Below are 26,192 nucleotides of genomic sequence, written 5' to 3'. Positions count from 1 at the left end.
AAATAATATAAATTCATCTGATATTCATGAAAGGATTTTTCTATGCCTAGAAGTAAACACTCACTTCAAGAAAAGCTAGATTTAGTGCTAGGATTCAAAGAGTCAACTTATCCACTCAGAACATTTGCCAGAAAAAATAATATTGTTCATAAAACTTTTCGTAGATGGGTCCATCTCTTCGATCAATATGGAATCGACGGCCTGAAGGAAATAACAAAGCGTACAAAATATTCATATAAATTTAAATTACAAGTCGTGACAGACTATCTTGAAGGTAAAGGTTCTTTAGAAACCATTGCCTATAAATATGGTTTAAGAAATACTTTTCAAGTATCGGACTGGGTGTTCAAGTATAATAATGGAAAACTGTTGAAGGATGGCTCACCAAGAAAGAAGAATTCCATTATGAAAAAAAAGATAACCTTTGAAGAACGTATCGAAATCGTAGAGTATGTCGTTAAGGGCAAACATACTTATAAGGAAGCTGCAGAAAAGTATTCCATATCTTATCAACAAGTTCGTTCTTGGGTTTTAAAATCCAAGGACGGCGGTTATAAAGCTTTGATCGATGGCCGGGGCCATCACAAAGCAAAAGATGACTTAACAGAATTAGATAAAGCGCATTTAAAAATCAGAGAATTGGAATCCCAATTAAAAGACCAAAAATTAATTGAGGAATTCGCAAAAAAATTGCAAGAAATTCAGCACAGGGGGTGAAACAACAACATAGATTGGCTTACCAGGCAATAAAGGAAGTCAGTCAAAATAATCATGGAGCCATAACCGTTTTACTGCGCGTTGTCGGTGTTAGCCGACAAGCATATAGCAAATACTGGACTCGTACAGAAACGGAAAAGGAACTTCAAGATAAGCTATTAAAAGAACGTATTATGTACTGGTACGAATTAAATACTAAGACTATTGGTGCAGGCAAGATATTGATTAACCTATTAGCGGATAATCAAATCACATTTAAGGTTTCACTTAAACAAGTGAAACGTTTAATGAGAGAATTAGACATTAAATGTCAGTCTAGAATCAAGAAACACAATCGTTCTAAACAAAAAGAGATTTATATACAAGATAATGTACTGAATCAAAATTTCGAGGTAACGGGACCTAATCAAGTCTGGTTATGTGACTCAACAGAAATTCCTTACGGCTTAAACGGCGAATATAAAGTCCGTTTGAGTGGAGTTTTAGACCTCTACGGTCGTTATTTAATTTCAAGTAATATCAGCCTTACAGAAACTTCAGCAGCTGAAATAATTGTATTTCAACGTGCATTTACAAAAGCTGGTAATGTGTGTCCGATGGTCCATACGGACCGCGGATCAGCGTTTACGTCATTATCATTTGGAAATTTTTTAGATGAACATGGCGTTATTAGAAGTATGTCAAGACCAGGTACACCGTACGATAATTCACCAATGGAACGTTGGTGGAGTGAATTCAAATTACGTTGGATGAATCGCCATCCAATGCCTAAGACTTACAAAGAACTAGTCAAACTTGTCAACGAAGGAATTCACTATTTCAATCATATAAACAGATCACAAACAATAAATGGCCATACCCCAGCAGAACACTGGGATATGGCCATCTAAAAAAATATTCAATTTTTATATTATTTCAAATATCAACTTGACAGGTGCCAACGCATCTCCAATGCTTTATATTATTTGTCTGAGCTCAATTCAGGGGCATCTGTTTGATACAAGTCTACCATCGACTTATTGTCGTTTTGTGCTAATAGACTAGTTCCATTCTTAGTCCGTGCTTTCTTGAGTTCTTTCAAAGCTTTACTCTTCTTATATGAGTAGTCCTTAGTATTAACTTTCTTGAATCCTGGCAATTTGTGGAATCTCAAGAGGTCTCCATTAATAACACGATCTGACAACGACAATTCAGTCGTTACCTTATTCGATAATTTAGCCTTTTCGGCCGCAGAGATCTTCTTATCCACTTTACCCGTCTTAGTATTGTAGTAAGTACTACCGACTTTAGTTACTTCCGGCGTGACAAAGTTACCATTTCTAAATGCCACTACTTGCGAATGCTCACCTGATAGTAAATCACTACCAAATTGAATCATGTTCTTATTGCTGATCCCTAATAAGTTCAACAAGGTTGGTAGAACGTCGATTTCACCACCGTAAGTATGGTTGATTCCACCCTTTAGTCCATCCATATGAATCATAAATGGTACACGTTGGTATTGGGCATCGTTAAACTCATTGAATCCTTTGATTCCAGTTAACTTAGCCATAGCTTTCTTGTGGTTATTAGAAATACCATAGTGGTCACCATATAAAACGACCATACTATTTTTATCCAAACCAGTCTCTTGTAGCCAGTTCATGAACTCACCAATTGATTGATCCAAATAGCGAGCCGTTTGAACATAGCCGTCAACGGTACTATCGCCAGTATCAGTCTTCGAAATAGTTTGATTCTTCTTATCCAATGTATATGGATAGTGGTTCGTAACAGTGATCAACTTAGCATAGAAAGGTTGTGGCAATTGCTCAATGTATTGGGCAGAGTCCTTCAAGAAAATCTTATCCTTCATACCATAACCGATGTTATAGCTCTTCTTCTCCTTGTAATACTCAGAACTGAAGAAGTAGTCATATCCCCATGACTTATAAGCATTATCACGATTCCAGAAACTAGGTACATCCCCGTGGAATGAAGCACTAGTATAGCCAGCTTCTTGATCCAAAATAGCTGGAGCTGCCTGGAAAGTATTCGTTGTACCATCTGTAACCATGGCTGAACCTTCTGGCAATCCGAAGAGTGAGTTTTCTAGCATTAACTCAGCATCAGCCGTTTTACCTTGTCCAACTTGGTTAAAGAAGTTATCAAAACTAAGTGTGTCGTCTTCATGATAGATCTTATTCAAGTTAGGAGTTACTTCTTCACCATCCCACTTAAAGTCGATCATGAACTGCTGCAAACTTTCCAAATGAATAATAAAGACATTTTTACCCTTAGCAACGCCGGTATATTCAACGTTAGGCTGAGCGTAATTATTCTTCATATACTTCTCAATCGAGTCGATATCCGAACTCTTAGCTTGGGATTTAACCGCATTCGTCTTAGTTGTCTTAATCATATCGTAGACATTAAAGACATTTAGTCCTAAATATTTAACGATATAGTTATTATCGAAAGTTCTTGTCAAAAGCTGTGAACGGTCGCTTTCAGCTAAAGTCAAGTTAGCTCCGAATAACAATACAGCTAAAGAACTGACTAATACGGGAATCCGCCAGTTAAGTCTTCTAATATCAACTTTGATGACATGAAAGGCCAACAATAATATCAGAATAATAACGTCAGTAAAGACTAAAAAGTCAGTTGGTTTCAAAATACCCATGATGCTTTTACCAAGGTTGTTGGAAACTGAGCCTGAACCTTTGATAAGTACCATAGTCAAAAAGTCAGAGAATTCTCGATAGTACAAAATATTCGAGAACAGCCAGACTGTATCCAAGAAATCAACAATCAGTAGAAAAATATAAGACTTTCTACCTTTCATGTACAGTGAGATACCAAACAATAACAGCATCACCGGAATTGGATTGATGATCATCAAGAATGTTTGAATCGATCCCTTAACACCTAAGTTAAACTTAGTTTCATAAGCATAAATGGTTTTAAGAGTATATAAAAATACAGCCAGGATCACAAAACCCAGCCTAGTATTTAAAAAATTAGAAATACCTTTAGTAATACGCTTCATTATTTTCGCTCCATAGATTTATTAGCAACTTGTTGTTCAATTTTCGGTTTCTTCGAAACAGCAATAATCCCTAAGAACATCCCCAAATAATACGTAATAAATCTCCATAAAAACATACCCAAAACAAGACCTGAAGGAGAAGGTATAAATCCAGCAAACAATGTCTTGAAACTGAATTCCGCCCCACCTGATCCACCAGGGATTGGGAATATTGAGACAATCATCACGATCATGATATGCATGACTAAGACGTCAACAACATTCACATGGTCGCAGTTTAGTGCTAGTAAAACAAAGTAAACTACGAAGTAATACAAGAATAACTGCAAGATTGTTAGTAAAGAAGCTTTGAGAACTTTCTTCTTCTCACGTTTCAAAACTAAACTTTCATTATAGAAGCTATCAATACTACTCATAGCTGACTGTAAAATTTTATCACGTTTTTCCTCTTTGAGAAAAAATAAAACCGGTTTCAATACAATTTGCACCATCTTTTTGGTGAAATCATAGTAATACATGATCATTAACAAGAAAGAAATCGTTGCGACATGAATTACCATTCCAAAAACAATCAGCGTTGCTAATCCAGAAAAATGTCGTGCCACACTCTTAAAGCTGACCAACATTGCTACGATGAAATTCACCAATACCATTAGTTGATAAATGACAAATTTCATCAATAAAACCGAACTAGCTCGTCCACCATCAATTTTTGACTGCATTAGACCAATTAATTGAGCTGGTTGACCGCCAGATGAAAAAGGTGTGATTGCGTTGAACAAAGCTTGGATCAAGGGAATCCGATACATTTCCCACCAACCAAACTTACGCTCTCCTTTTCTCTTCAATAAGGTATGTAAAACCATTGCTTCAACGCCATACGATAACAAAATTGACAAGAATGCCACCGCTAGCCAGAAATAATTTAACCCCTTAAAGGTTGAAACTAAAGAATTGAAATTGATGTCTTTGGCTTCCCACCAAAAAATACCAATTCCTAATCCTAGCATTACAAAAAGTGCTGCTATGTGTTTTCTATTCATTATTTACCCTGTTTAGCAATTTTATATTGACTCGTATAGAAATCATACCAGATTTTACTCAAATTTTCTTCTGAGTATTGTGTGGCAGCTTCCTTAGACTTCTTCTTAAAGCTCTTCAAAATAGAACGATCCTGATTAGCTTTGTTGATAAAAGCATTCATATCAGAAAAACCATCGGCCTTTTGATAATAACCATCAATAATAGCACGATACAATTCCAAATCTCTCAATAAGACTGGTGCACCGCAACTGAAAGCTTCCAAAACTGACATTGGGAACAATTCGTCATAAGAAGGCAACAAGAATAAATCACAAATATTATAGTAATTTACTAAATCATTTCTATCAACTATTCCTGTGAATTTCATATTAGCAGGCGCATTGTCGATCATGTCTTTATAACGATCATAACCGTCTGTTATCTTTCCAAAAGAAAATCCACCAGCCCAAATGAATTGAATATCAGGATTAGTTTGCGCTAACTTGTAAAAATCATCGATTCCCTTACGTTCTTGAACTTGACCATCGCCAAAGACAACGAACTTATCTTCAGGAATGCCGATTTTCTTTCTAAATTCAGCTTTTTCCTCAGCCGTCTTTTCGTAAAAATTATCAGTTGAAACAAAGTTAGGAATGTACTTGATTTTGTCTCGATCTAAGCCGTGAGCAACTAGTTTGTCAATAAAAGTTGGATTAACCACGACGATTTGGTCCATACGTTTGTAAAAGCTGATGACGTATTTATAAAAAATACTACGAGCTGGCTTAGGCAATTTGATACTACCCTCTAAAGTTTCTGGTAGAAAATGCACGTAGCCAATCTTGCGACCTCTCTTTTTTGAAAAAGTCGAAGCGTAAAATTGTGGGTCGATCGTATGATAATGGCTCAAATCACTCTTTGAGTAATCATTGATCTTGACCTCAAATTCATCACTAAAGTGTTCCTTTAACAAGTTGATCAATTCCTTATAGGCACTGCCAACTCCTTGTCCGGCTACTTTGTCAGCTGATGAAAACATATTAATTTTAATCATTAGAATACTCCTCTGGATCGATTGATGAATCTGAAAGTTTCTCTCTTACGAAGTAATCTTCGGAACGACGGTAAAAATCAAGAATCGAATTACCGAATCCATCTGATGAGATACCATAGAGAACCTTTTTACGAGCATCACGGTCATCAAATGAATTAGGGTGTTCCAAATAAGTCTTGATTTTTGGCACTAATTGGTCATCTTCACTAAAGGTAACCCCAACTGAAGGATCAGTCAAAAGAGCATCTGTATAAGGTGCACTTCTAACTACGATCTTCGTTCCGGAAGCAATTGCTTCAATGTAAGTCAAGCCTTGTGATTCGGTATCACTGGATGAAACGAACAAATTAGCCATGTGATAATAAGGTGAAATCTTTTCGTGCTCAACTTCACCAGTAAAAATAACATTATCACTGATTCCTAAGTCTTTACTCATTTGAACCAATTCATCCATGTCTGGACCATCACCGACGATAACTAACATAATCTTTGGATTATACTTCAGTAATTCTGGCATCGATTTTAACATATGGTCGATCTTCTTTTCCAAAGCAATTCGACTCAACATCAAAATTACTGGCGTATCTTCAGCGATACCTAATTTCTCACGAACGGCTGAGGCGTTGACTGGCTTAGTATACTCTGACAAATCAACTCCAGTCGGAATGATAGAAACTGGTGCTTTGATGCCATAGCGATCCATTGTCTCTTTAACTTGCTTACTAGGAGCAACGACCCCCGAAGCGTTCTTTAAAAACAATCGTGTCATTTGCTTAACATGATATGGCTTTAACAAGTGTCCGTTCAATACATAATGTAAGTAGTCTTCATACATTGTGTGATATGTGTGAACAAATGGAATTTTGAGTTGTTTTGCAACAAATTTACCCATCATACCTAACGAGAATTCTGTCTGCGTGTGAATGATATCTAATTTTAATTCTTTAGCTAAATCGACTGCGTGAAACATCCCTCGAATGGCGATTCTTCTATCAGTAAAAGAAATAAAAGGAACACTAGCCAAACGGAAAATATTTGGCTCAATCGTATTCTTAGGAACATTAGGATCAGTCGTCGTAAAAATATACACCGAATGACCTTTACGCTCCAAATCACTCTTCAAGGTTTGGATCGATGTAGCTACCCCACTAACTTGAGGGAAGTATGTATCGGTAAAAATTCCGATATTCATATAAACACATCTCCTCACAATACTTTATAAAGTAGATTATAACAAAAAAATGGAGGAATCACTTCCCCCACCTACGTCTTACCTTATTAATTTACTGAAACTTTGATTCTGCATCAAGAAATAGAATACTACTGCACCGATTGCGACTACGACCAACTCACCAAAGCCGACCGTGACGAAGTTAAGCCAAAATGGCAACTTCAAAATAAAATAAAGCTCTGCTCCAACAATAATTCCATTGACCACGGCACAGACAACCGGAACTGCCCATAAAAATTTGTTATCAGCAGGAATTCTAGTAATAATTAGACAAGCAATTGCAGTTGCTAAAGTTCCTAAGATCAAATCAGCTACCCCTAACGAAGCACTGAAAATATTAGAAACAAAACATCCCACGATCAACGACCAACTATACTTATGATTAAAAAATGGCAATAACATCAAAATCTCGGAAACACGGAATTGAATTTGACCATAAGAAAATGCTGAAATTCCTGGAGCAATCGTCACAGCTACGTACAAAGCTGCAATCAATGCTAATTGTGTAATATCTCTTGTTTTTAAATTACTCAAAGTAAAACCTCCACTGTTTTAATTTCATAGCAGGTTACCAGTGCAAACTGCCTTTAATAGGGTATCTTATTTTGGCTATACTAGCAAGCAACAAAAAAGCCCAGGAATCATCCCAGGCAAAATTTATTAATCTAAAGTACCACGAACACGTAATTGTTCATCAATCAAATCAAGAACCTTTTGACGGTCTTCAGGATTTTCAACGAAGTCATACTTGTCGCCGTCAATCTTCATCTTAGGACTGTAATCATAGTCATCATACCAACCATCGTAACGTGAAAGTAAGTTGTGGTAGTATTCTGGCAATGTTGGATCTTGTTCTGGTTGTTCATATGAACGTCCACGTTTTTCGATACGGTGAATCATTGTGTCATATGAAATATCCAAGTGAACTAACAAGTCTGGAGCTTTCTTAGCAGCAGCGTATGGTAGTTCTTGCATCATGTTAGCTAACAACTCATCATAAACCTTTACTTCTTGTGGTGTAGCACGTCCCATATCAGCATTCATATGGAAGAATAGTGAATCTTCGTAAATTGAACGGTCCAAAACGTTATTGTCTTGTACCATAGCTTTCTTGATTGATTCAAAACGCTTGTTTAAGAAATAAATTTGTAGCAAGAAGGCATACTTCTTAGGGTCTTTATAAAATAGTGGCAAAACTGGGTTATTATCAACTTGTTCATAGAAAGCCTCTGTTCCTAAATGTTCTGATAACACCGTAGCCAATGAACTCTTACCGGCTCCAATTGCGCCGCTCAATACGATCATCATTATTATCCTCCAATAAGTGAATTAAATTTATCTATAGTTTCTTAAAAAACAACATTCACTATAATATCACTTATATTCTAGATATTGTATAGATTTCTAAAATTTCACAAGATATGGTGTTAGTGAGAGCGGATAACTTCCTATTCATCAGGCTTTCACGGCTTAAAATTAATTTATTAATAATTTTCTTCACTACCCTGTTTTAAAGATATCATTTCTCTTATAATTAACTATGTAATCTATAGAAAGGGGAAAAGAAATGGGGAAAAAATTACGCACTTTTTTGGCTGCTTTTGTAGCTGCTCTGGGACTAGTTGTTTTAGTCTTTGCTAGTCATCCTTGCGATGCTCAAGCAGCTGAATACCAAACTAATGATTTATTGAGTGGTATATCGATAAATCAAAAGAATTATGATACTGCCAGTGATGTTGACTTAACACTTAGTTGGGATGCTACTGGCAAACAATTAAATAATGGCGATACATGGGAAATACAGTTCCCAGATACTTTAAGGGTTACCAAAGAAGAATCTATTCCGTTTTATGATGGTAGTACTTTAATTGGTACCGGAGTATTAGACCCAGTTTCTAATACTTTAAAAATAACTTTCAATGAGAATATTGAAGGTAAGGCGGATTTTAAAGGATCAATCAGCATTAAAACTGGTATCAAACCGGGTAAAGATGCTGTTGTAGGAAATAATGATGTTGTTATCGGAGATTATCATGACAATATGACAGTCATTTCATCAGATGCCGATTTTTCTAAAAAAGGAGTCATCGGTACTGACGAAAATGGTGATGCCATCATTACTTGGACGATTCTTGCTAATCGCAACAGTGCTGAAATGCCTAATCTAAAAATCATCGAAAACAACATTAATGATGATCAAACATTCATCAAGGGTTCAGTTAATGTTTATGAGGCTAGTTGGACATCGCCTGGTTATTATAAAAAGGGATATCAATTAAATAGTTCTGAATATACATACACTGAGGATGGTAATGGTTTTATCATCAACGGTCTTCCCAAAGATAATCAATTTTATGCTGTTACTTTCCAAACAAAAATCAATGATTCTGATAATACAACAAATGGTCATAAGTTCAAAAATCACGCTGACTTCACTTGGGGTAATGGCTCAAGTACCGGTACAAATATGGCAGCTGCTGACGGTAGTGTAACTGGTAACTCTAATTCTGGTAGTGGTAACGGTAATAATATCTTAGGTTCAGTTGTTTTGACTAAGACTAGTGCCGATGAGAATAATACTTTAATTCCTGGTGCCACTTACAGTCTTTATCAAAGAGATGCTGACAAAGATACTTTGATCCAATCAGATTTAGTAACTGATGCTAACGGTCAAATTACTGTTGATAAATTGCCAGCTGGTGACTATTACTTTGTTGAGACATCTACTCCAGATGGTTACCAACAAAATCCAAATGAAATTCCATTTACAATCACTGGTCAAACAACAATCGCTGTTCAAGTTGAGACTAAAGATGAACCTGTTGGCTCCAAAGAAGGTTCAATCATTATTCAAAAACTTGATGCTGCAACTGGTTATCGTTTAGCTGGTGCTGAATTCGACGTAATCGATGCTGATACTAACGAAGTAATCGGCCATATCACAACTGATCAACTAGGCTACGGTCACATGTACAACATCCCTTATGGAAATTATATTTTAAGAGAAACTAAAGCTCCTGATGGTTACATCTTGAATAATGAAGATATTACTTTCACTATCAATGACGAAACCCAAGCACCGGCAATCATTTCAATTGATAACGAAAAAGAAACTGGTGGCGATGGTAACTTTAGTGCCTCAATGATCAAATACGATGCCGATTTATTACACCAAGAAAAAGTCGGAGTCGCTGGTGCTGAATATACGCTTTACGACACTGATGGCACTGCATTAGGTGTTTTCCAAACTAATGATGAAGGTGTCATCAAAGTTGATAATCTAAACCCTGGTAGCTATTACTTCCTTGAAACTAAAGCTCCAGACGGATACGATATCAACCCCGAAAAGATTGAATTCACTATTACTGATAGTGACATTGAATTAGGTACGCTTGAAACTTCTGATCCTAAATTAACTGGCGGCTCCGGTGGTGGTGAAACACCCGGAACTGACGGTAACGGAAATGAAGGAAAAGATCCTGATCCAGACGAAAACGGCAATACTGAAAACCCTGATCCCGATGGTAATGGGAATGAAGGTAATGGTGATGGCGACAACAACGGTGGTGTAATTGTTGACCCAGAAAATCCTGGTTCTAACAATAACAACAACGGTAACGAAGGTGGATTAATTACTAATCCTATCAATCCTGGAGATGCCAATAATGGTTCTGACAGTTCAAGCAATCTTCCTCAAACTGGCGAAAAAACTAGTTTGACAGCTACTTTCTTGGGCTTAGTATTGCTATCCGGAATTGTCTACTTCAAACGTCGTAACGCTTAATAAGTCAAAAAAATAGACTGAGAAATTAATCTCAATCTATTTTTTTGGCTCTAAAAGGCTCCACCACCGGAACCTCCACCAAATCCTCCTGATGAACCGCCAGAAAAACCACCTGATCCACCACTGACACTTGATGAACTTCCAGCAATACCACCACCAGCACTGATTGCCCCGATAAAGGCAGATTCAAAGCCATTCTTTGAACCTAAGAAACTAGTTGCTCCAATGTAATACGGAACTATCATAGAATCGTTAATTTGCTCGGTAGTGAAGTTTACCTTCAAGGCCTTAATAACTTTATCCGAAACTCCAAAAACGACCGCATAAGGCAAGAATTGCTCCCAGAGAATCAAATCTCCAACTTCTGCCATCTTAATATCGTCGATATCAGAAAGCATGCGTTTAAAAGCTTTAATCTCATTAACTTCTTGTTCTCCCAAATCAGTATAAGGAGTAATCTTTCTTTTTGCTATCCATAGCATGACCCAAGAAAGAATTGCTATTATTACGTAGACTATCCCTAAAACTAATAGTTTTTTGCCAAAAATTGCCGCAATGATAAACATCAGGAACAAAATACCCGGAATTACTATTGCAGTTAAGCGGAAATTATCAACGATGCGCATATTTTCTAAATCGAGATACTTTTCACGCCCTTTAGCAGCATCTTTTGACCAAGTTTCAAAATTCTGTACGATATCATTTTTAGCAGTGTGATAACCCTTGGCAGCAGTCTTGATCTGTTTCAAAGTAACCTTTTTGCCATCACCGATATTTTCAATCAAGAATTTGAAAAATGGATTAGTTGGTGGCACTAAAGCAGTAATTTCATAAGTCTTTTTGACTTTTCTGATAGCCATACGTCTCTTACCCACTTCGTACAACAAATCAGCTGTCAGTGACAAACTATCAGCTTTATCGCTACGATCAAGGATCACCTTCGCCATACTAGGTAAGAACTTAGGTTCATCGAAGAAATGATATAAAGGCGTCGGATGAAAATGCTTGTTGCCGGAATTTTTTTTGATGCTGATCAAACGGGCAATAAAGATTCCAGCGACTACTAAGTAACCAAAGGTCATTAAAATAATATAAATCCATTTTTTACGTTCTCGACTAGCATTAGCATCCAAAACTAATTGCTTTTCATGGTTGAGAACTTTTTGTTTGATTTTTTTATTGACTATCTTAGGGTTGTCGGCTGTTACTGTTGTTGGAAAGAGCATTTCAGTTTCCACAAATCGTCCTTCAGGCACGGTTTCAATTGTCATTTTGACAGAGCCATCTTTTCGATCAACCTTTGTATATCCGTCTAATGGCCCGTGAGTCCAGGCTTGTAACTTGGAAATATTCTTCTGTGGCAAATTGACTTTCAAAACGACATTGTGTAAATCTTTTTGCCAGCCGTCGCCAATTATTTTCCAATTCAGTCGCGCCGTATCAGTGTAATTAGTAATGGCTCCTAACAAATGATACTTATAAATATACGTCAGTTTTTCCGTGGAGGCCGAGTGATAAACTTTGATATTGACTTTATTCGCAGTCTTATCAACTTTAAAGGAATTATTTAGTCCAGAATTATTTTGAGTCAATTGTTTAGTCGTATAACCATCGTCGAGATAAACCTCAGGTAGCGTTATCCCGTTGATACCAGCAATATCTTGATTATAGTAGACTCCTTTAAAGTTACCATCAAATTGATAGGTGATTTTTTGTGTTAAATCAATATCACCATTTTTTTGGACGTCTGCTGTAGCGTTGTACTTTTCTATTTGGTAATCGCCATCAGCTTTGACTGTTGAAGTCATTGTAAACATCAACAACAATCCAAAAACTAGACTCCAAATACCCCAAATTTTCTTCATCGTATCCCCCAGTAAACTTAATATCCTAATTTTACCATATTAGGATTGTCGATAAGTTACTTGCATCTTAGTAGCATCAAATCTAGCCCAAGCGCCTATCGGAGTAGTCATCATTGGCACCGTATGACAGGAATCAAAATCATAGATTATCGGTAAACCACGATTCCCCAATACCTCTAAAAGAATATCTATCGGTTTGCGTCCCGTGTGCAAATCATCAAATAAGGCGTGTTTTCCCAGAATCACTCCCTTTACTTGATCAAAAGTACCGAAATTCTTTAACATCGAAAAGTTTTTTTCAATAATTGAAGTATCTTTTTCAGCGTCTTCAATGAATAACAAATCGTCTTTAGTATATTTAGGGAAATACTTGGAACCCAAAATTCCAGACATAGTGTTAAGGTTTCCACCGACAATTCTTCCCTCTAATATCGGTTGTTTTATGTAATGCCATTGATTTTGTACCATTTTTTTAGGTCGTTGGTAATCTTCCCAATTGATTGCCTCATCGGTCCAAAATTGTGGTGCTGTTAATTCTACTTCTTGATTGTTTAAAACTTGTTCAAAACTTTGCCAAGTGTAATCAATGATTTCCTTAACATCCCCAAATGAAGCCACTAAAGCTGGACCGTAAAGTACTTTGCAAGCTGGTGCTTGAGTAGAAATCGCTAATAACAAAGCTGTTGCATCTGAATAACCAACAATAGTTTTAGGATGTTTTTGTAAATAATCATAATCAATTTTGTCTAGAATAGAATTAGTGACCAATCCCCCAATCGTTGCCATCAAAACATCAATTGTTTCATCATGAATCAACTGATTGATCTCATCAGCTCGAGCCTGGATACTACCAGAACGATAGAAATCGCTCTTCTGTGTCAACGAACCAGCTTGTAATTCTATTCCCTTACTAGTTAAGAAATCTTTGGCTCGTTGAAATCTTTTTGGTGAAAGATAAGTAATTGGTGTTGAAGATGAAAAATAGCCTATCTTCATAATAATCCCCCCTTGATTAATAATTATTTTACTACTTATCACCTAACAAAAAATGCAAAAAAAAAGAGAAACTAGTACGCATTTTTCATAACACGTCTAATTTCTCTTTCTTGATCACGTTTCTTAATTGTTTCACGTTTATCGTACTGTTTCTTACCTTCGGCGATACCAATCAATACTTTAGCAAAACCATGCTTTAAGTAAACTTTCAAAGGAACTACTGTGATTCCTTTTTCTTGAATACTTGAAGTAATCTTACGAATCTCTTTTTTATGGAGCAACAATTTACGATTACGTAAAGGATCATGATTAAAGATGTTTCCTTGGTCATAGATGCTAATGTTGACATTTTCTAACCAAAGTTCGCCATTTCGAGCTTGGACGAAACCATCTTTAATGTTCATCTTGCTGGCACGAACGGATTTGATTTCTGTTCCTGTCAAAGCGATTCCTGCTTCATAAGTTTCTAAAATATTGTAATCATGGCGCGCCTTACGATTGTTGGCTACTTCATTAGCAGCTTTAGTATGATGTTTCTTCAACAGAATCACCGTCTTTCGTATTTACCACGTCTCTTATGGTTTTTGTTTCCATTACTATTATTTCTACTGTTTCCATTGCCATGACCTTTGTGATCATTGTGACGACCATGACCGCCACGACCTCTGCCATGTTGCATTGAACGTTTCTTCTTAAATTCAGCTTCACGTTTGTCAGCTTGTTCTTGTTCTTCTGGAGTTAGTACACGTTCAAAGTCAATTTGTCTGTGTTCAACATCTGCTCTGATCAACTTAACCTTGATTGGTTGACCAACCTTGAAAGTCTTACCAGTTCCACGACCGTGCATTGACAAACTCTTTTCGTCAAATTCGTAGAAATCATCTTTCATGTTAGAAATGTGAATCAAACCTTCAACGGTATTATCCAATTGAATGAACATTCCAAAACTAGTTACTGAACTGACAACAGCATCGAAAGTATTTCCAACTTGATCAGCCATGTATTCAGTCTTCTTCAAATCATCAACGGCACGTTCAGCATTGATAGAAATTCTTTCACGACTTGAAGTGTGTTCAGCAATTTCTTGAAGCTTGTTGCCCCACTTAGCTTGTTCATCATCAGTAAAGCCATTTTCAGCATAACTGTGAATCATACGGTGAACTGTCAAATCAGGGTAACGTCTGATTGGTGAAGTAAAGTGTGTGTAATATTTAGCAGCCAAACCAAAGTGACCTAGTGGTTCATCAGAATATCTAGCTTGTTGTAAACTTCTCAACAACATAATTGTGACAACTTGTTCTTCAGGAGTTCCGACAACATCAGACAAAACATTTTGGAACATCTTTGGTGTAATTTCTTTCAAGTTACCTTTAACTTGGACACCCATTGCGGCAGCAAATTCAAAGAAGTTCTTGATTTTTTCTTCATCAGGTTTTTCGTGGACACGATATAAGAATGGTACGTGTTTAACATTGTAATGTTCAGCGACTGTTTCGTTAGCAGCTAACATGAATGATTCGATCATCTTTTCAGAAGTTCCACGTTCTCTTAACTTGATGTCGATTGGCTTACCGTTTTCATCAACGATGATTTGTGCTTCTGTTTCTTCAAAGTCGATAGCACCACGTTGGTGACGTTTGTTGAAGAGAATTTCGTGAAGTTGTGCCATTTGTTTCAACATTGGTACTAATGGAGCATATTCTTCATTTAATTCTTCGTCACCCTTCAAAATTTCATTAACGTTATTATAAGTCATACGATATTTTGATTGGATAACACTTGGGTAAATTTCATGCTTAACAACATTACCTGAGTGGTCGATTTCCATTTCACAAGTCAAGGCTAGACGGTCTTCACCCGGGTTCAATGAACAGATTCCATTTGACAATCTAAATGGCAACATTGGAATTACTCGGTCAACTAAATAAGTACTTGTACCACGAGCATAAGCTTCTTCATCTAGTGGAGAACCTTCTTTAACATAATGCGTAACATCGGCGATATCAACTTCTAGATGGAAGTTACCATTTGGCAACATGTCCAAACCGACCGCATCATCAAAGTCCTTTGAGTCGTCCCCATCGATTGTGATAACCATATTCTTAGTCAAGTCTTTACGACCAACACGGTCTGAATCTAAGACATGATCAGGAATACTTTCAGCTTCTTTTAAAACTTCGTTAGGAAATTCTGGATTGATGTCATTGTCAACCACGATGGACATGATATCGACACCGGGATCATTTTTGTTACCGATGATTTCAAGAGCAGTACCTTCCATACTTTGAGGGTGCTTGTCGTTTGGATATTCATCGATAGAAACTTGAACCATGTCACCCATTTGTGGATGCAAACCTTTGTCAGAGATGAAAATCATGTATGAAGCAATTTTCTTTTCGTGACTTTGAACGTAGCCGTAGTGACCAGTCTTTTCAACTTGAGAATCACTGTAAGGGTGGAATTCACCGACAGCTTTAGTCAATGATCTTTCAACAATCTTTGTGATCTCACCTTCTGGTCCTTTGTCGATCCAAGGATTAGATGGTTTAGTGATCTTCACTTCAACTGTATCGCCGTTGACTGCGTGGAGTGTGTTGTCTCTGGAAATAAAGGCGTCAGGGTCGACTTCATCGTATCTAACGAAACCAAATCCCTTATCATTTCCCTTAAAAGTTCCTTCAACCACTGTTTCTGGTGTGGCCATTTTGAACTCATCTTTGTTGGTCAAAGTAATCTTACTTTCACCTTCTAGGACAGCTAGAGATTTAACAACACGTTTGAAAGCCGAAGCCCCATGCATTCTTAAAATATCTTCGATCTGTTCTGACTTGTAGCGACGATCGGGGTTGCTTCTAAAAACCTCTAAGATGTCCGCAATTAATTTATTATCTTTATCTGGCATTTCTATCCTCAATTATTTTCTAAAAAATTTAACACGTCACTCTGTAATTGATTATGAGCGCGGTTGATAGTTAAAACATGCCCTGCATCGTAAAAATGTAGCTGTGATGTTTTAACGTCTTGAGCTACTAATTTAGCAGCTTCTGGATTTACTAATTTATCACTCGTACCTTGACCAATGAAATATGGTCGTTTTATTTCAGCTAACTTCTCAGTCACACCAACAGAAGTTTTTTGAATCGACATTATTTTGTTATCGATTTTTGATTTAACGACTCTCATCTTGGCATCCAACTCCACATCAGTTAAGTCCTGTTGTAAAGAATACACCTTTTTAGCATATGTCATAAAGGCTGATTTGATGTCTTTGAACTCTTGATTGTGCAAAGGTGAGCCAAAAACTCCCCCTGCAATAACATCCGGGTTTTCTTCAAGTGCTTGGGTCGCAAAAATTGCACCTAATGATAGTCCAAAAACATAAATTTTCGTCTTTTGCTTTTGTTTTAAAAAGTCGATTGAAGCCTGCGTTTGTCGCCACCACTGATCTGGACCACCCTTTTCTAAAATGTCTAAAGGTTCATCAGTTCCGTGGCCAACTAGCATCGGAGCGTAGGCTGAAAAATTATTTCTCTGTAAAAATCTTCCTAATAGGCGCATGTCATTGGATGTTCCTGAAAAAGAATGTAACAACAACACCGCACTAGTTCCACCGTCAAAATAAAATGGTTGTGGTCGTAAAATTTTCATACGTAGCTCCTTATAACAAAAAACCTCCTGAGTAACTTTCAGGAGGATAAATTGCTTAGTGAGATGATAAGTATACTAGTATCAATGAGCAAACAAAGAACAATACTAGTAAAACGTAGGTAACCTTAACCATGAAGGCTTCAAAACCACGTTTCTTCTGGTTGCTGAATAGGTCACCACCACCACCGGACAACGCATTCAAAGCATCTTGTTGCTTAGTTGGTTGCATTAATACGGCAATGATTATCAAAATGGATACTATTATCAACAATGTTTCGATAATGTTATACACCTGTAAAACCTCCGTTCATGGTGTTGAAAGCTGAAATCACTCCTAAAACAATAACATAAAAGTGGTCAAATTTCTAGTGCATACCTTGAATCAAGTCTTGCAATTTTTGAGATATTTTTGCTCGTTGACCGGCATTGACCATGAAGACGATTCGATCCCCTGCTTTGATCATTGTATCACCACGAGGAATCAATTGTCTTTCACCACGGTAAACCGCAATCACTAAAATATCTTTAGGAAATGGAATATCACGAATGTATTTTCCATCGATCGAACTACCTTCATAAATTGGCACTTCCAGTCGATCGTTAAACTTGCTGACTCGATTCAAATAATCTGAATTGAGATTCAAACGTTCTTTTAAAGCTTCATAAATTGGTGCTCCGTTCAACATATCGACGACAATGTAAGCCACCAACGACAAAACAGCCAATGGCATCAAATGTTTCAATGAACCAACCATTTCTGTGACTAAAATAATCGCCGTAAATGGTGCTTTACCGATACAAGCAAAGTAACCCGCCATCGCAAAAATTATCAAATTACTTTCAAAGTAAATTGGCAACAATCCAAGTTGGTTCATAAAGACAGCGTAAATTGCTCCAATGATAGCTCCCAGGTTCAAAATTGGCAAAAAGATACCACCAGGAAGTCCTGAACCATAAGAAATCATCGAAAAGACAAATCTCAACAGCAACAAGCCCATCAAAAATAACAATCCGCCTTTGAACTTGTCCAAGTTGACGATAACTTCATTACCACCACCGATAAATTGCGTGTACATCATTCCTAAAGGAACAATTAAAATCAACGGGATTATTCCGTGGATATAACGAGGCAAACGAGTCTTGGCAAAAACTGCTGGCATCGACAACGTACAAATTTGGTACAAGCGTCCCATTAAACCTAAAACAATTCCTAAAATAACTAAATGCCAATAATACTTAACCGGCAAACTATACTGGTAAGGCACTTGTAACACTGGCTGCAGTCCAAAGACGTACAACGCCACCAAATTGGCACTGACCGCACTGGCTAAAGAAGTAATCCACACCATTGGTGAAAAATTGTGATAAACTTCTTCCAAAACAAACATGGCTCCAGCAATCGGTGCACTAAAAGCAGCTGATAATCCGGCTGCCGCACCACTGGCGATAAGAACTCGCTGATTGACACCTTTGTTATCGTGCGTTAAATCACCGATACCCTGACCAACAGCTGATCCCAATTGAATCGAAGGACCTTCACGACCTAAAAACAAACCTGGCCCGATACAAAGGATACCTCCGACAAATTTTTTCCACAAAATTGACCACCAATTTAGATGCATCTCGCCACCTAATTGAGCTTCAACTTGCGGAATACCCGAACCCGAAATATTGGGTTCTTTTTTGACTAAATATCCGACAAATAGCCCGATAATAATCATCAAGCCTAATAACGACAAAACTAATAGAGAATTATTTCGTGCCGCAACATAAAGACCTTGATAAAACTTCAAAGAGTGTGCAATCGACCAACGGAACATACTAACGAAGATTCCGGAGATAATCCCAACTAACACACCCTCTAAAGTTAGTCTTAATTTCTCATTATCTGTAACAGCTACTTTCATGATTCTCCCCTAAATATCTAATTTTGGCACATTGTAAATTGAAGGTGAAGGTTGGTAGAAACCAGCTTCAAGAATTTCCATATCGGTTAAAATTTCTTCATCACTGACAAGTCTTGGTTTGTGATTTACCAAAGTATCGTAAACAGAATCGTAATACAATCCATAATCACCGAGTGGCGTTTTGATTTGTTTTTCAATCCAATCCCCATTGGCATTTTGGTACTTAGCGATTCCATAATACATTGGACTATCTTCCCCAAAGCCTGGTGTTCCTGGCATGATACCGGCTTTCAAGTCATTTTCTTGTTGGTCAGCACCGTATTTGATAAAGGAACCATTCATACCGTGAACGATAAACCTTGGATACTCTTTGGCAACATCAGTACTTACCTTGACCTTGGCCTTCATTTTTGAACCATAATGTAAGTCTACATCAAAATAGTTGTCAACTGCATCCTCAACTTCAGTATTTCTAATATCGTAAACTACTTGATCAGGACGACCAAACAAAGCTACCATACGATCCATCAAATGAATCCCCAAACCATAAAATTCACCTTGTTCTTTTGTTCCGACGTTGTTAACCGTATGTGGACGATAGTAATCAATGTGTGATTCAACCTCGACGATATCACCTAAGAAGCCTTGATCAATAACTTGTTTAGCAGCCAAATAGTCCCCATCAAAACGACGATTTTGATAAGGCATAACTAAAACGTCATTATCTTTTCCTAATTGAATCAATTCTTTAGCATGGTCCAAAGTATCAACGAATGGTTTTTCAACGATAACTGACTTCTTGGCTTCAATTACTTGTTTAGCTAGTTGATAATGTGTTGAAGCTGGAGTACAAATCGTTACAAGATCAATTTCTGAATCATTTAAAATATCATTCAAATCATTAGTAAAGTTAACGCCTTTTTGGCGATAAGGTTTTGCTCTTTTTTCATCAGGAGCCTTACGAGTGTAAACCGTCTTTACTTCAAAATTATCTCTGATGTTTAAATATGGTAGATGATAGCGATTAGCCGATTTACCAAAACCGATAAAAGCAATTTTTAATGTCATAGAAATTCTCCTTCAATAGTTGATACTATCATTGTACAAAAAAAACAGCCCGAGGGCTGTTTTAATCAATCATATAAACAATTATTTGTTCAAGTTGTAGAAACTCTTGATACCCTTGAATTCAGCTTGGTCGCCAAGTTGATCTTCAATTCTCATCAATTGGTTGTACTTAGCAATACGGTCTGTACGGCTCATTGAACCAGTCTTGATTTGACCTGCGTTTGTAGCAACAACAAGGTCAGCGATTGTTGTATCTTCTGTTTCACCTGAACGGTGTGAAACAACAGCTGTGAAGCCTGCTTCTTTAGCCATTTCGATAGCTTCGAATGTTTCTGTAAGTGTACCGATTTGGTTAAGCTTGATAAGGATTGAGTTTGAAACTCCCATTTCAATACCCTTCTTCAAGTAGTCTGTGTTTGTAACGAACAAGTCATCACCAACAAGTTGTACTTTCTTACCAAGTTTAGCAGTAACTTTTTGCCAGTCTTCCCATTCGTTTTCGTCGATAGGATCTTCGATTGTAACAACTGGGTACTTTTCAACGATACCATCAAGCAAGTCGATAAATTCGTCTGTTGAAAGAACAGCACCATTGTCGCCTTCACCCTTTAGTTCGTACTTGTGAGTTTCAGCATTGTAGAATTCTGATGATGCACAGTCAAAACCAATAGCAACATCTTCACCAGGCTTGTAACCTGCTTTTTCAATAGCTTCAACCAAAATCTTGAAAGGAGCTTCGTTGTTTTCAAGGTCAGGAGCGAAACCACCTTCGTCACCAACAGCTGTGTTCAAGCCACGGCTTTCAAGAACAGCTTTTAGTGAGTGGAAAGTTTCTGCACCCATACGTACGGCTTCACGCATTGATTTTGCACCAACAGGCAAGATCATGAATTCTTGGAAGTCAACGTTGTTATCAGCATGCTTACCACCATTGATAACGTTCATCATAGGTGTTGGCAATACGTGAGCGTTAGGACCACCAAGGTATTCGTACAATGGAAGACCTAATTCGTCAGCAGCAGCACGAGCAGCAGCAAGTGAAACACCAAGAATAGCGTTAGCACCCAAAGTACCCTTGTTTGGTGTACCGTCAAGATCGATCATAGCTTGGTCAATAGCACGTTGGTCAGTAACGTCCATGCCGATAACCTTTTTAGCAATCTTGTCGTTTACGTTAGCAACGGCTTTAAGAACACCCTTACCACCAAAACGTGATTTGTCGCCATCACGTAATTCAACAGCTTCGTGTTCACCAGTTGAAGCACCTGAAGGAACAAGTGCGCGGCCAAAGCCACCTAGTTCAGTATATAGTTCAACTTCAACAGTTGGGTTACCACGTGAATCAAGAACTTCACGGCCTAAAATATCAGTAATTACAGACATATTTTAAAAATCTCCTTTATGGTTTTAATACAGATTAATTTTAACCTTTTTTGCAACTAAAATAAATAACTTAATGAAAGTAAATTATTTATTGAAGTTAGCTAATGCGATATATGATTCTGGATCCATTGATGCACCACCAACAAGTCCACCATCAATATCTTCTTTAGCCATCAATTCTTTAACGTTAGCAGGTTTAACTGAACCACCGTAAAGAATACGTACTTTGTCAGCTGTGTCGTTATCGTACAAGCTAGCAATCTTTTCACGGATTACGTGAACCATTTCTTGTGCTTGATCAGCAGTAGCAGTCTTACCAGTACCGATAGCCCAGATTGGTTCGTAAGCGATAACTGACTTAGCTAAGTCATCAGCAGAAATGCCCTTAACAGCATTTTCGATTTGACCTGTTACCCAGTCTTCTGCCTTGCCGGCTTCACGTTGTTCTAGTGTTTCACCACAGCAGATGATAGGTAGCATGTTGTTCTTCAAGATTGCGTGAGCTTTCTTGTTGATATCTTCGTCAGTTTCTTTGAAGTATTGTCTTCTTTCTGAGTGACCGATGATTACATAATCAACGCCCATTTCATCAAGTGCTTTAGGTGATGTTTCACCAGTAAATGCACCAGCATCTTCAAAGTATGAGTTTTCAGCAGCAGTCTTCAATGGTGTACCTTTTGCCCCTGCAACAAGAGTTGTAAGGTCAATAGCTGGAGCACCGATGATTGTTTCTACGCCAGATTCTGGCAACTTGCCTTTGATACCGTCTAAAAATTCTTGGGTTTCTTTAGGATTTTTGTTCATCTTCCAGTTACCCGCAATAATAGGTGTACGCATAAAATTAGTTCTCCTCATGAAAAATAATTATTTATCTGAAATTGAATCGATACCTGGTAATACTTTACCTTCTAGGTATTCTAGTGAAGCACCACCACCAGTTGAGATGTGTGTTAGCTTGTCAGCAATACCAAGACTCTTAGCAGCAGCAGTTGAGTCACCACCACCAACGATAGTAATAGCATCTGTCAAGTTACCCATAGCACGTCCAACTTCTAGTGTACCTTCAGCAAACTTGCTCATTTCGAATGCACCCATTGGTCCGTTCCATACAACAGTCTTTGCACCATTTAATGTGTCTTGGAACAACTTAACTGTCTTAGGTCCGATATCAAGAGCCATTTCGTCATCAGGAATGTCAACGCCATCAGTTGTTGTAGCTTCAGCGTCATTTGAGAATTCTTTAGCAACGATGTGGTCTACAGGAAGAACGATCTTGTCGCCAGCTTTTTGAAGGAGGTCTTTAGCTAGTTCAACTTTGTCTTCTTCGAATAGAGACTTACCAATCTTGTGGCCTTGAGCAGCTAAGAATGTATAAGCCATACCACCACCGATTAAGATGTGGTCTGATTTTGGAATTAAGTTTTCAATAACACCAATCTTATCTGAAACCTTAGCACCACCAAGGATTGTTACGAATGGGTGTACAGGATTGTCAACGGCGTTACCTAAGAACTTGATTTCCTTTTCCATTAAGAAACCAGCAGCAACTGGTTTACCAGCAGCCTTCATAGCTGTTGAGATACCAACGTTTGAAGCATGGCTTCTGTGGGCTGTACCGAAAGCATCGTTGATAAATACGTCACCAAGTGATGCCCAGTATTCGCCAAGTTTAGGATCGTTCTTGCTTTCACGTTTACCGAAATCATTGTCGATATCTTGGAAACGTGTGTTTTCCATAAGTAGAATGTCGCCATCGTTTAGTTCGTTAACAGCATCTTCAAGTTCTTTACCTTCGTTAACAGGTACGAACTTAACTTTCAAACCACTTAATTCTTCAAGTTTAGCAGCAACTGGCTTCAATGATAAAGCTTTCTTGTCTTCGTCACTCTTAATACGACCCAAGTGAGATAGCAAGATAACCTTTCCACCATGTTCTGAAACATATTTGATTGTTGGGATAGCACCAACGATACGGTTAGTATCGCCGACAACACCATCTTTGATAGGAACGTTGAAATCAACACGCATCAAGACTTTTTTGTCTTTTACGTCAACGTCAGAAACAATAAGTTTTGCCATTATAAATCCTCCGATATTTTCCTTAAAAAAAGGCGGAAGGAGTTATCCTCCCTCCGCCAATTTAAAACACTAAATTAGGTTTTTTGATTACTATTTTAGATTAATGAATTAGTCTAATGTAGCAAATTTTTCAAGTGTACGAACCATTTGTGCAGTAAATCCTGATTCGTTATCGTACCAAGCAACAGTCTTTACAACTTGGCCATCACCTGAACCAACGATTTGTGTTTGTGTTGGATCAAAGATTGAACCAAATGATGTACCGATAACATCTGATGATACGATTTCGTCATCATTGTAACCGAATGAAGGGTTGTTGTCTGTGTACTTCTTGATTGCATCGTTAACTTGGTCAACTGTAACTTCTTTGTCGAGAGTTGCAACTAATTCAGTAACTGAACCTGTGATAACTGGAACACGTTGTGCATGTCCATCAAGCTTACCTTTCAAGTCAGGAACAACTAGACCTAGGGCCTTAGCAGCACCAGTTGAGTGAGGGATGATGTTTGCAGCAGCAGCACGTGCAGCACGAACATTACCTTTACGTTCTGGACCATCTTGAAGTTTTTGTGTAGCTGTGTAAGCATGGATTGTTGTCATTGTACCAGCTTTAATACCGAATTCTTTGTTTACGGCATTTGCTAGAGGTGCAAGACAGTTTGTTGTACATGAACCAGCTGAAGCGATCTTAACGTCGTTTGTTAGGATGTCATCGTTAACACCATAAACAACTGTAGGCATGTCACCTGATGGAGCTGAGATCAATACACGTTTTGCACCGGCGTCCAAGTGAGCTTGTGCTTTTTCTGATGATGTGTAGAAACCAGTACATTCAAGAACGATGTCAACACCGTCGTTTGCAACCCATTTAAGGTCTGCAGCGTTCATTTCAGCATATACAGGAATTGTCTTACCGTCAACAACGATAGCATTGTCAGCAGCTGAAATCTTGTCGATTTCGAAGTTACCATGAGCAGTATCATACTTCAATAGGTGAGCAAGCATAGCAGGTGAAGTTAAATCGTTGATTGCAACAACTTCCAAATCTGTCTTGCCAGCTGCTTGAAGTGCAGCGATACGGCGGAATGCCAAACGACCGATACGGCCAAATCCATTAATACCAACTTTTGTAGTCATACAAAAATTCCTCCTTCAGGAAATCAAAAAAATATTATTTTAAAGGGTTATCCCTTAAAATCAGCTTTGAGGCACCCTCATCAGTAATTAGTATAGTATGATGAGGTGCGTTTTTCATATATGATTGAATTGCTTTAGCCTTACTTTGACCACCGGCAATCGCAACCACATATTTTATTTTATCAAGGTCCCGGACGTGAAGTCCAATCCTAGGTACCTTATATACAAGTTTACCACTTTGATCGAAGAAATCTCCAAAAGCTTCTGAAACAGCATCACCATTATCGATGATTTCTTGTTCCTTAGCTGAAAGATTTCGACGTTCTGCCATGACACTTGCAGTTCCGATGCTGTGAATAACAACATCACTTCTATATATTAGTTCAAGAACCGACTTAATTGAAGTCTCTTTTTGCAAAGATTCAAAACTTTTTTCGCTAATGTCCTCTGGAAGGTACATAGCCCGGTACTGGCCTTGCGTTCTTAAAGCCATCTCTGCACAGACACTGTTTGCTTGAATCGTAACTGACTCACCTACACCACCACGAGCTGGCAAGAAAACCAACTTGCGATTCTTCGATAAATCAGGTGAAAGATTACGAGCAACTTGTGCCAACGTACTACCACCAGTCACAGAAATCATTGACTGACCATTTGGCAATACTGATCCTAAGAGTTGATTAAGTCTTCTACCAAACGAATCGACTACTCGATATTGCTTATCTGCATTACCGGGTAAAACAATACAACGACTAATTCCCAGCTTTTCACTCAAGCGTTTCTCCAAAATAGCTGTACCTTGGTAATCCGCTAAAACATTCGTCAAGCGAACTACTACATCGCTACCTGTATGCGTTAAAGACATTCCAGATTTTGAAGAAACAATCAAGCCTTGCTTTCTTAATAAATCAGTCTCAGTTCTTAATCCACGTTCAGTAATATTAAGATCATCAGCTAATACTCTGCGCCCGACTGGCTCCATTAATGAGATACTCTGAAGTATTTTAAATCGCTTTTCCAGAGTTTTAATGAAGTCTGGGGCAACTAAATCCAGCAATTCTAAATCTTCATTATTAGTCATTTGATATACTCCATGGGGCAATTAGTGTCCCTGTATGTCTGTTTACGACCCATGTACTCAAAAAATAAAAGCCCGGATGAATCATTCCATCTCTTAAGCACAGTTATTAGTATAAACTCTCTTGTGAAAATATCAAGTGAAATGATTACAAAAAGTACAATTAATAATATTTTTTTTGACGTTTACTTTTT

The 26,192-nt window shown here is 37.7% G+C and carries 22 protein-coding genes; 3 read left to right on the top strand and 19 right to left on the bottom strand.

Annotated features, from left to right (window positions below):
- The first annotated feature begins 42 nt into the window (after positions 1–42).
- Positions 43–717 (top strand): helix-turn-helix domain-containing protein, encoded by a 675-nt coding sequence (locus tag LF20184_RS04080; protein ID WP_082607452.1) that lies wholly within the window; start codon positions 43–45, stop codon positions 715–717.
- Complete coding sequence (locus tag LF20184_RS04075) at positions 714–1,607, top strand: IS3 family transposase (protein WP_099240376.1); 894 nt, start codon at positions 714–716, stop codon at positions 1,605–1,607. Before LF20184_RS04080 ends, LF20184_RS04075 begins: the two co-directional genes overlap by 4 nt.
- Positions 1,608–1,678: 71 nt before the next feature.
- Here LF20184_RS04075 and LF20184_RS04070 read toward each other — a convergent pair whose 3' ends face one another.
- The 6 genes from LF20184_RS04070 to LF20184_RS04045 all read right to left on the bottom strand — a co-directional run bounded on the left by LF20184_RS04070 (position 1,679) and on the right by LF20184_RS04045 (position 8,358).
- Positions 1,679–3,745 carry an LTA synthase family protein gene (locus tag LF20184_RS04070; RefSeq protein WP_010020461.1) on the bottom strand — a complete coding sequence of 689 codons (2,067 nt, stop codon included), beginning with the start codon at positions 3,743–3,745 and terminating at the stop codon, positions 1,679–1,681.
- On the bottom strand, positions 3,745–4,788 hold the full coding sequence (locus tag LF20184_RS04065) for a lysylphosphatidylglycerol synthase transmembrane domain-containing protein (protein WP_010020462.1): 1,044 nt from the start codon (positions 4,786–4,788) through the stop codon (positions 3,745–3,747). Before LF20184_RS04065 ends, LF20184_RS04070 begins: the two co-directional genes overlap by 1 nt.
- Complete coding sequence (locus LF20184_RS04060; protein ID WP_010020463.1) at positions 4,788–5,822, bottom strand: glycosyltransferase family 4 protein; 1,035 nt, start codon at positions 5,820–5,822, stop codon at positions 4,788–4,790. Before LF20184_RS04060 ends, LF20184_RS04065 begins: the two co-directional genes overlap by 1 nt.
- Entirely contained in the window at positions 5,815–7,014 is a 1,200-nt protein-coding gene (locus LF20184_RS04055) for a glycosyltransferase family 4 protein (RefSeq protein WP_010020465.1), read from the bottom strand. Before LF20184_RS04055 ends, LF20184_RS04060 begins: the two co-directional genes overlap by 8 nt.
- Before the next feature lie 78 nt (positions 7,015–7,092).
- The gene (locus tag LF20184_RS04050; RefSeq protein WP_010020466.1) at positions 7,093–7,587 is read right to left on the bottom strand and encodes a QueT transporter family protein; all 495 of its coding nucleotides are present in this window, start codon (positions 7,585–7,587) and stop codon (positions 7,093–7,095) included.
- A gap of 126 nt (positions 7,588–7,713) precedes the next feature.
- On the bottom strand, positions 7,714–8,358 hold the full coding sequence (locus LF20184_RS04045; RefSeq protein ID WP_010020467.1) for a deoxynucleoside kinase: 645 nt from the start codon (positions 8,356–8,358) through the stop codon (positions 7,714–7,716).
- A 262-nt stretch (positions 8,359–8,620) separates the two neighbouring features.
- On the opposite strand from LF20184_RS04045, the gene LF20184_RS04040 reads away from it, so the two are divergent.
- On the top strand, positions 8,621–10,837 hold the full coding sequence (locus tag LF20184_RS04040; protein WP_010020468.1) for an LPXTG cell wall anchor domain-containing protein: 2,217 nt from the start codon (positions 8,621–8,623) through the stop codon (positions 10,835–10,837).
- Positions 10,838–10,887: 50 nt separating this feature from the next.
- Here LF20184_RS04040 and LF20184_RS04035 read toward each other — a convergent pair whose 3' ends face one another.
- The 13 genes from LF20184_RS04035 to LF20184_RS03975 form a co-directional block, all read right to left on the bottom strand.
- Entirely contained in the window at positions 10,888–12,702 is a 1,815-nt protein-coding gene (locus tag LF20184_RS04035; RefSeq protein WP_010020469.1) for a DUF2207 domain-containing protein, read from the bottom strand.
- A 39-nt stretch (positions 12,703–12,741) separates the two neighbouring features.
- Positions 12,742–13,698, bottom strand: coding sequence for a S66 family peptidase (locus LF20184_RS04030; protein WP_010020470.1), 957 nt, complete (start codon positions 13,696–13,698; stop codon positions 12,742–12,744).
- Between the two features lie 71 nt (positions 13,699–13,769).
- Entirely contained in the window at positions 13,770–14,240 is a 471-nt protein-coding gene (gene smpB / locus LF20184_RS04025) for an SsrA-binding protein SmpB (RefSeq protein ID WP_010020471.1), read from the bottom strand.
- A 5-nt stretch (positions 14,241–14,245) separates the two neighbouring features.
- Positions 14,246–16,600, bottom strand: coding sequence for a ribonuclease R (rnr, locus tag LF20184_RS04020; RefSeq protein ID WP_010020472.1), 2,355 nt, complete (start codon positions 16,598–16,600; stop codon positions 14,246–14,248).
- Positions 16,601–16,608: 8 nt separating this feature from the next.
- The gene (locus tag LF20184_RS04015; RefSeq protein WP_010020473.1) at positions 16,609–17,346 is read right to left on the bottom strand and encodes an alpha/beta hydrolase; all 738 of its coding nucleotides are present in this window, start codon (positions 17,344–17,346) and stop codon (positions 16,609–16,611) included.
- A gap of 55 nt (positions 17,347–17,401) precedes the next feature.
- Entirely contained in the window at positions 17,402–17,638 is a 237-nt protein-coding gene (secG, locus tag LF20184_RS04010) for a preprotein translocase subunit SecG (protein ID WP_010020475.1), read from the bottom strand.
- A gap of 73 nt (positions 17,639–17,711) precedes the next feature.
- A complete protein-coding gene (locus LF20184_RS04005; RefSeq protein ID WP_010020477.1) occupies positions 17,712–19,253 on the bottom strand; it encodes a H(+)/Cl(-) exchange transporter ClcA in 1,542 nt (513 codons plus the stop codon).
- A gap of 9 nt (positions 19,254–19,262) precedes the next feature.
- A complete protein-coding gene (locus LF20184_RS04000; RefSeq protein WP_010020479.1) occupies positions 19,263–20,321 on the bottom strand; it encodes an oxidoreductase in 1,059 nt (352 codons plus the stop codon).
- Positions 20,322–20,402: 81 nt separating this feature from the next.
- On the bottom strand, positions 20,403–21,704 hold the full coding sequence (gene eno / locus LF20184_RS03995; RefSeq protein WP_010020481.1) for a phosphopyruvate hydratase: 1,302 nt from the start codon (positions 21,702–21,704) through the stop codon (positions 20,403–20,405).
- An 84-nt stretch (positions 21,705–21,788) separates the two neighbouring features.
- Entirely contained in the window at positions 21,789–22,541 is a 753-nt protein-coding gene (gene tpiA / locus LF20184_RS03990; RefSeq protein ID WP_010020482.1) for a triose-phosphate isomerase, read from the bottom strand.
- A gap of 27 nt (positions 22,542–22,568) precedes the next feature.
- Positions 22,569–23,783 carry a phosphoglycerate kinase gene (locus LF20184_RS03985; protein WP_010020483.1) on the bottom strand — a complete coding sequence of 405 codons (1,215 nt, stop codon included), beginning with the start codon at positions 23,781–23,783 and terminating at the stop codon, positions 22,569–22,571.
- 108 nt (positions 23,784–23,891) lie between these two features.
- On the bottom strand, positions 23,892–24,920 hold the full coding sequence (gene gap / locus LF20184_RS03980; RefSeq protein ID WP_010020484.1) for a type I glyceraldehyde-3-phosphate dehydrogenase: 1,029 nt from the start codon (positions 24,918–24,920) through the stop codon (positions 23,892–23,894).
- A gap of 34 nt (positions 24,921–24,954) precedes the next feature.
- Entirely contained in the window at positions 24,955–26,001 is a 1,047-nt protein-coding gene (locus LF20184_RS03975; protein WP_010020485.1) for a sugar-binding transcriptional regulator, read from the bottom strand.
- Positions 26,002–26,192: the final 191 nt, after the last annotated feature.

Source organism: Companilactobacillus farciminis KCTC 3681 = DSM 20184 (genome assembly GCF_002706745.1).
Classification (GTDB): domain Bacteria; phylum Bacillota; class Bacilli; order Lactobacillales; family Lactobacillaceae; genus Companilactobacillus; species Companilactobacillus farciminis.
The sequence above is the reverse complement of the archived record's forward strand: the minus strand, read 5'-3'. Positions and strand labels throughout refer to the sequence as shown.

What these genes read in the sequence shown, in the direction of transcription:
- gap (WP_010020484.1), bottom strand. Translation starts at nt 24,920, where the DNA reads ATGACTACAAAAGTTGGTATTAATGGATTTGGCCGTATCGGTCGTTTG.
- LF20184_RS04035 (WP_010020469.1), bottom strand. Translation starts at nt 12,702, where the DNA reads ATGAAGAAAATTTGGGGTATTTGGAGTCTAGTTTTTGGATTGTTGTTG.
- LF20184_RS04055 (WP_010020465.1), bottom strand. Translation starts at nt 7,014, where the DNA reads ATGAATATCGGAATTTTTACCGATACATACTTCCCTCAAGTTAGTGGG.
- LF20184_RS04040 (WP_010020468.1), top strand. Translation starts at nt 8,621, where the DNA reads ATGGGGAAAAAATTACGCACTTTTTTGGCTGCTTTTGTAGCTGCTCTG.
- LF20184_RS04030 (WP_010020470.1), bottom strand. Translation starts at nt 13,698, where the DNA reads ATGAAGATAGGCTATTTTTCATCTTCAACACCAATTACTTATCTTTCA.
- tpiA (WP_010020482.1), bottom strand. Translation starts at nt 22,541, where the DNA reads ATGCGTACACCTATTATTGCGGGTAACTGGAAGATGAACAAAAATCCT.
- LF20184_RS04080 (WP_082607452.1), top strand. Translation starts at nt 43, where the DNA reads ATGCCTAGAAGTAAACACTCACTTCAAGAAAAGCTAGATTTAGTGCTA.
- LF20184_RS03975 (WP_010020485.1), bottom strand. Translation starts at nt 26,001, where the DNA reads ATGACTAATAATGAAGATTTAGAATTGCTGGATTTAGTTGCCCCAGAC.
- LF20184_RS04005 (WP_010020477.1), bottom strand. Translation starts at nt 19,253, where the DNA reads ATGAAAGTAGCTGTTACAGATAATGAGAAATTAAGACTAACTTTAGAG.
- LF20184_RS04065 (WP_010020462.1), bottom strand. Translation starts at nt 4,788, where the DNA reads ATGAATAGAAAACACATAGCAGCACTTTTTGTAATGCTAGGATTAGGA.
- LF20184_RS04045 (WP_010020467.1), bottom strand. Translation starts at nt 8,358, where the DNA reads ATGATCGTATTGAGCGGCGCAATTGGAGCCGGTAAGAGTTCATTGGCT.
- LF20184_RS04015 (WP_010020473.1), bottom strand. Translation starts at nt 17,346, where the DNA reads ATGAAAATTTTACGACCACAACCATTTTATTTTGACGGTGGAACTAGT.
- rnr (WP_010020472.1), bottom strand. Translation starts at nt 16,600, where the DNA reads ATGCCAGATAAAGATAATAAATTAATTGCGGACATCTTAGAGGTTTTT.
- LF20184_RS03985 (WP_010020483.1), bottom strand. Translation starts at nt 23,783, where the DNA reads ATGGCAAAACTTATTGTTTCTGACGTTGACGTAAAAGACAAAAAAGTC.
- LF20184_RS04070 (WP_010020461.1), bottom strand. Translation starts at nt 3,745, where the DNA reads ATGAAGCGTATTACTAAAGGTATTTCTAATTTTTTAAATACTAGGCTG.
- eno (WP_010020481.1), bottom strand. Translation starts at nt 21,704, where the DNA reads ATGTCTGTAATTACTGATATTTTAGGCCGTGAAGTTCTTGATTCACGT.
- LF20184_RS04060 (WP_010020463.1), bottom strand. Translation starts at nt 5,822, where the DNA reads ATGATTAAAATTAATATGTTTTCATCAGCTGACAAAGTAGCCGGACAA.
- LF20184_RS04000 (WP_010020479.1), bottom strand. Translation starts at nt 20,321, where the DNA reads ATGACATTAAAAATTGCTTTTATCGGTTTTGGTAAATCGGCTAATCGC.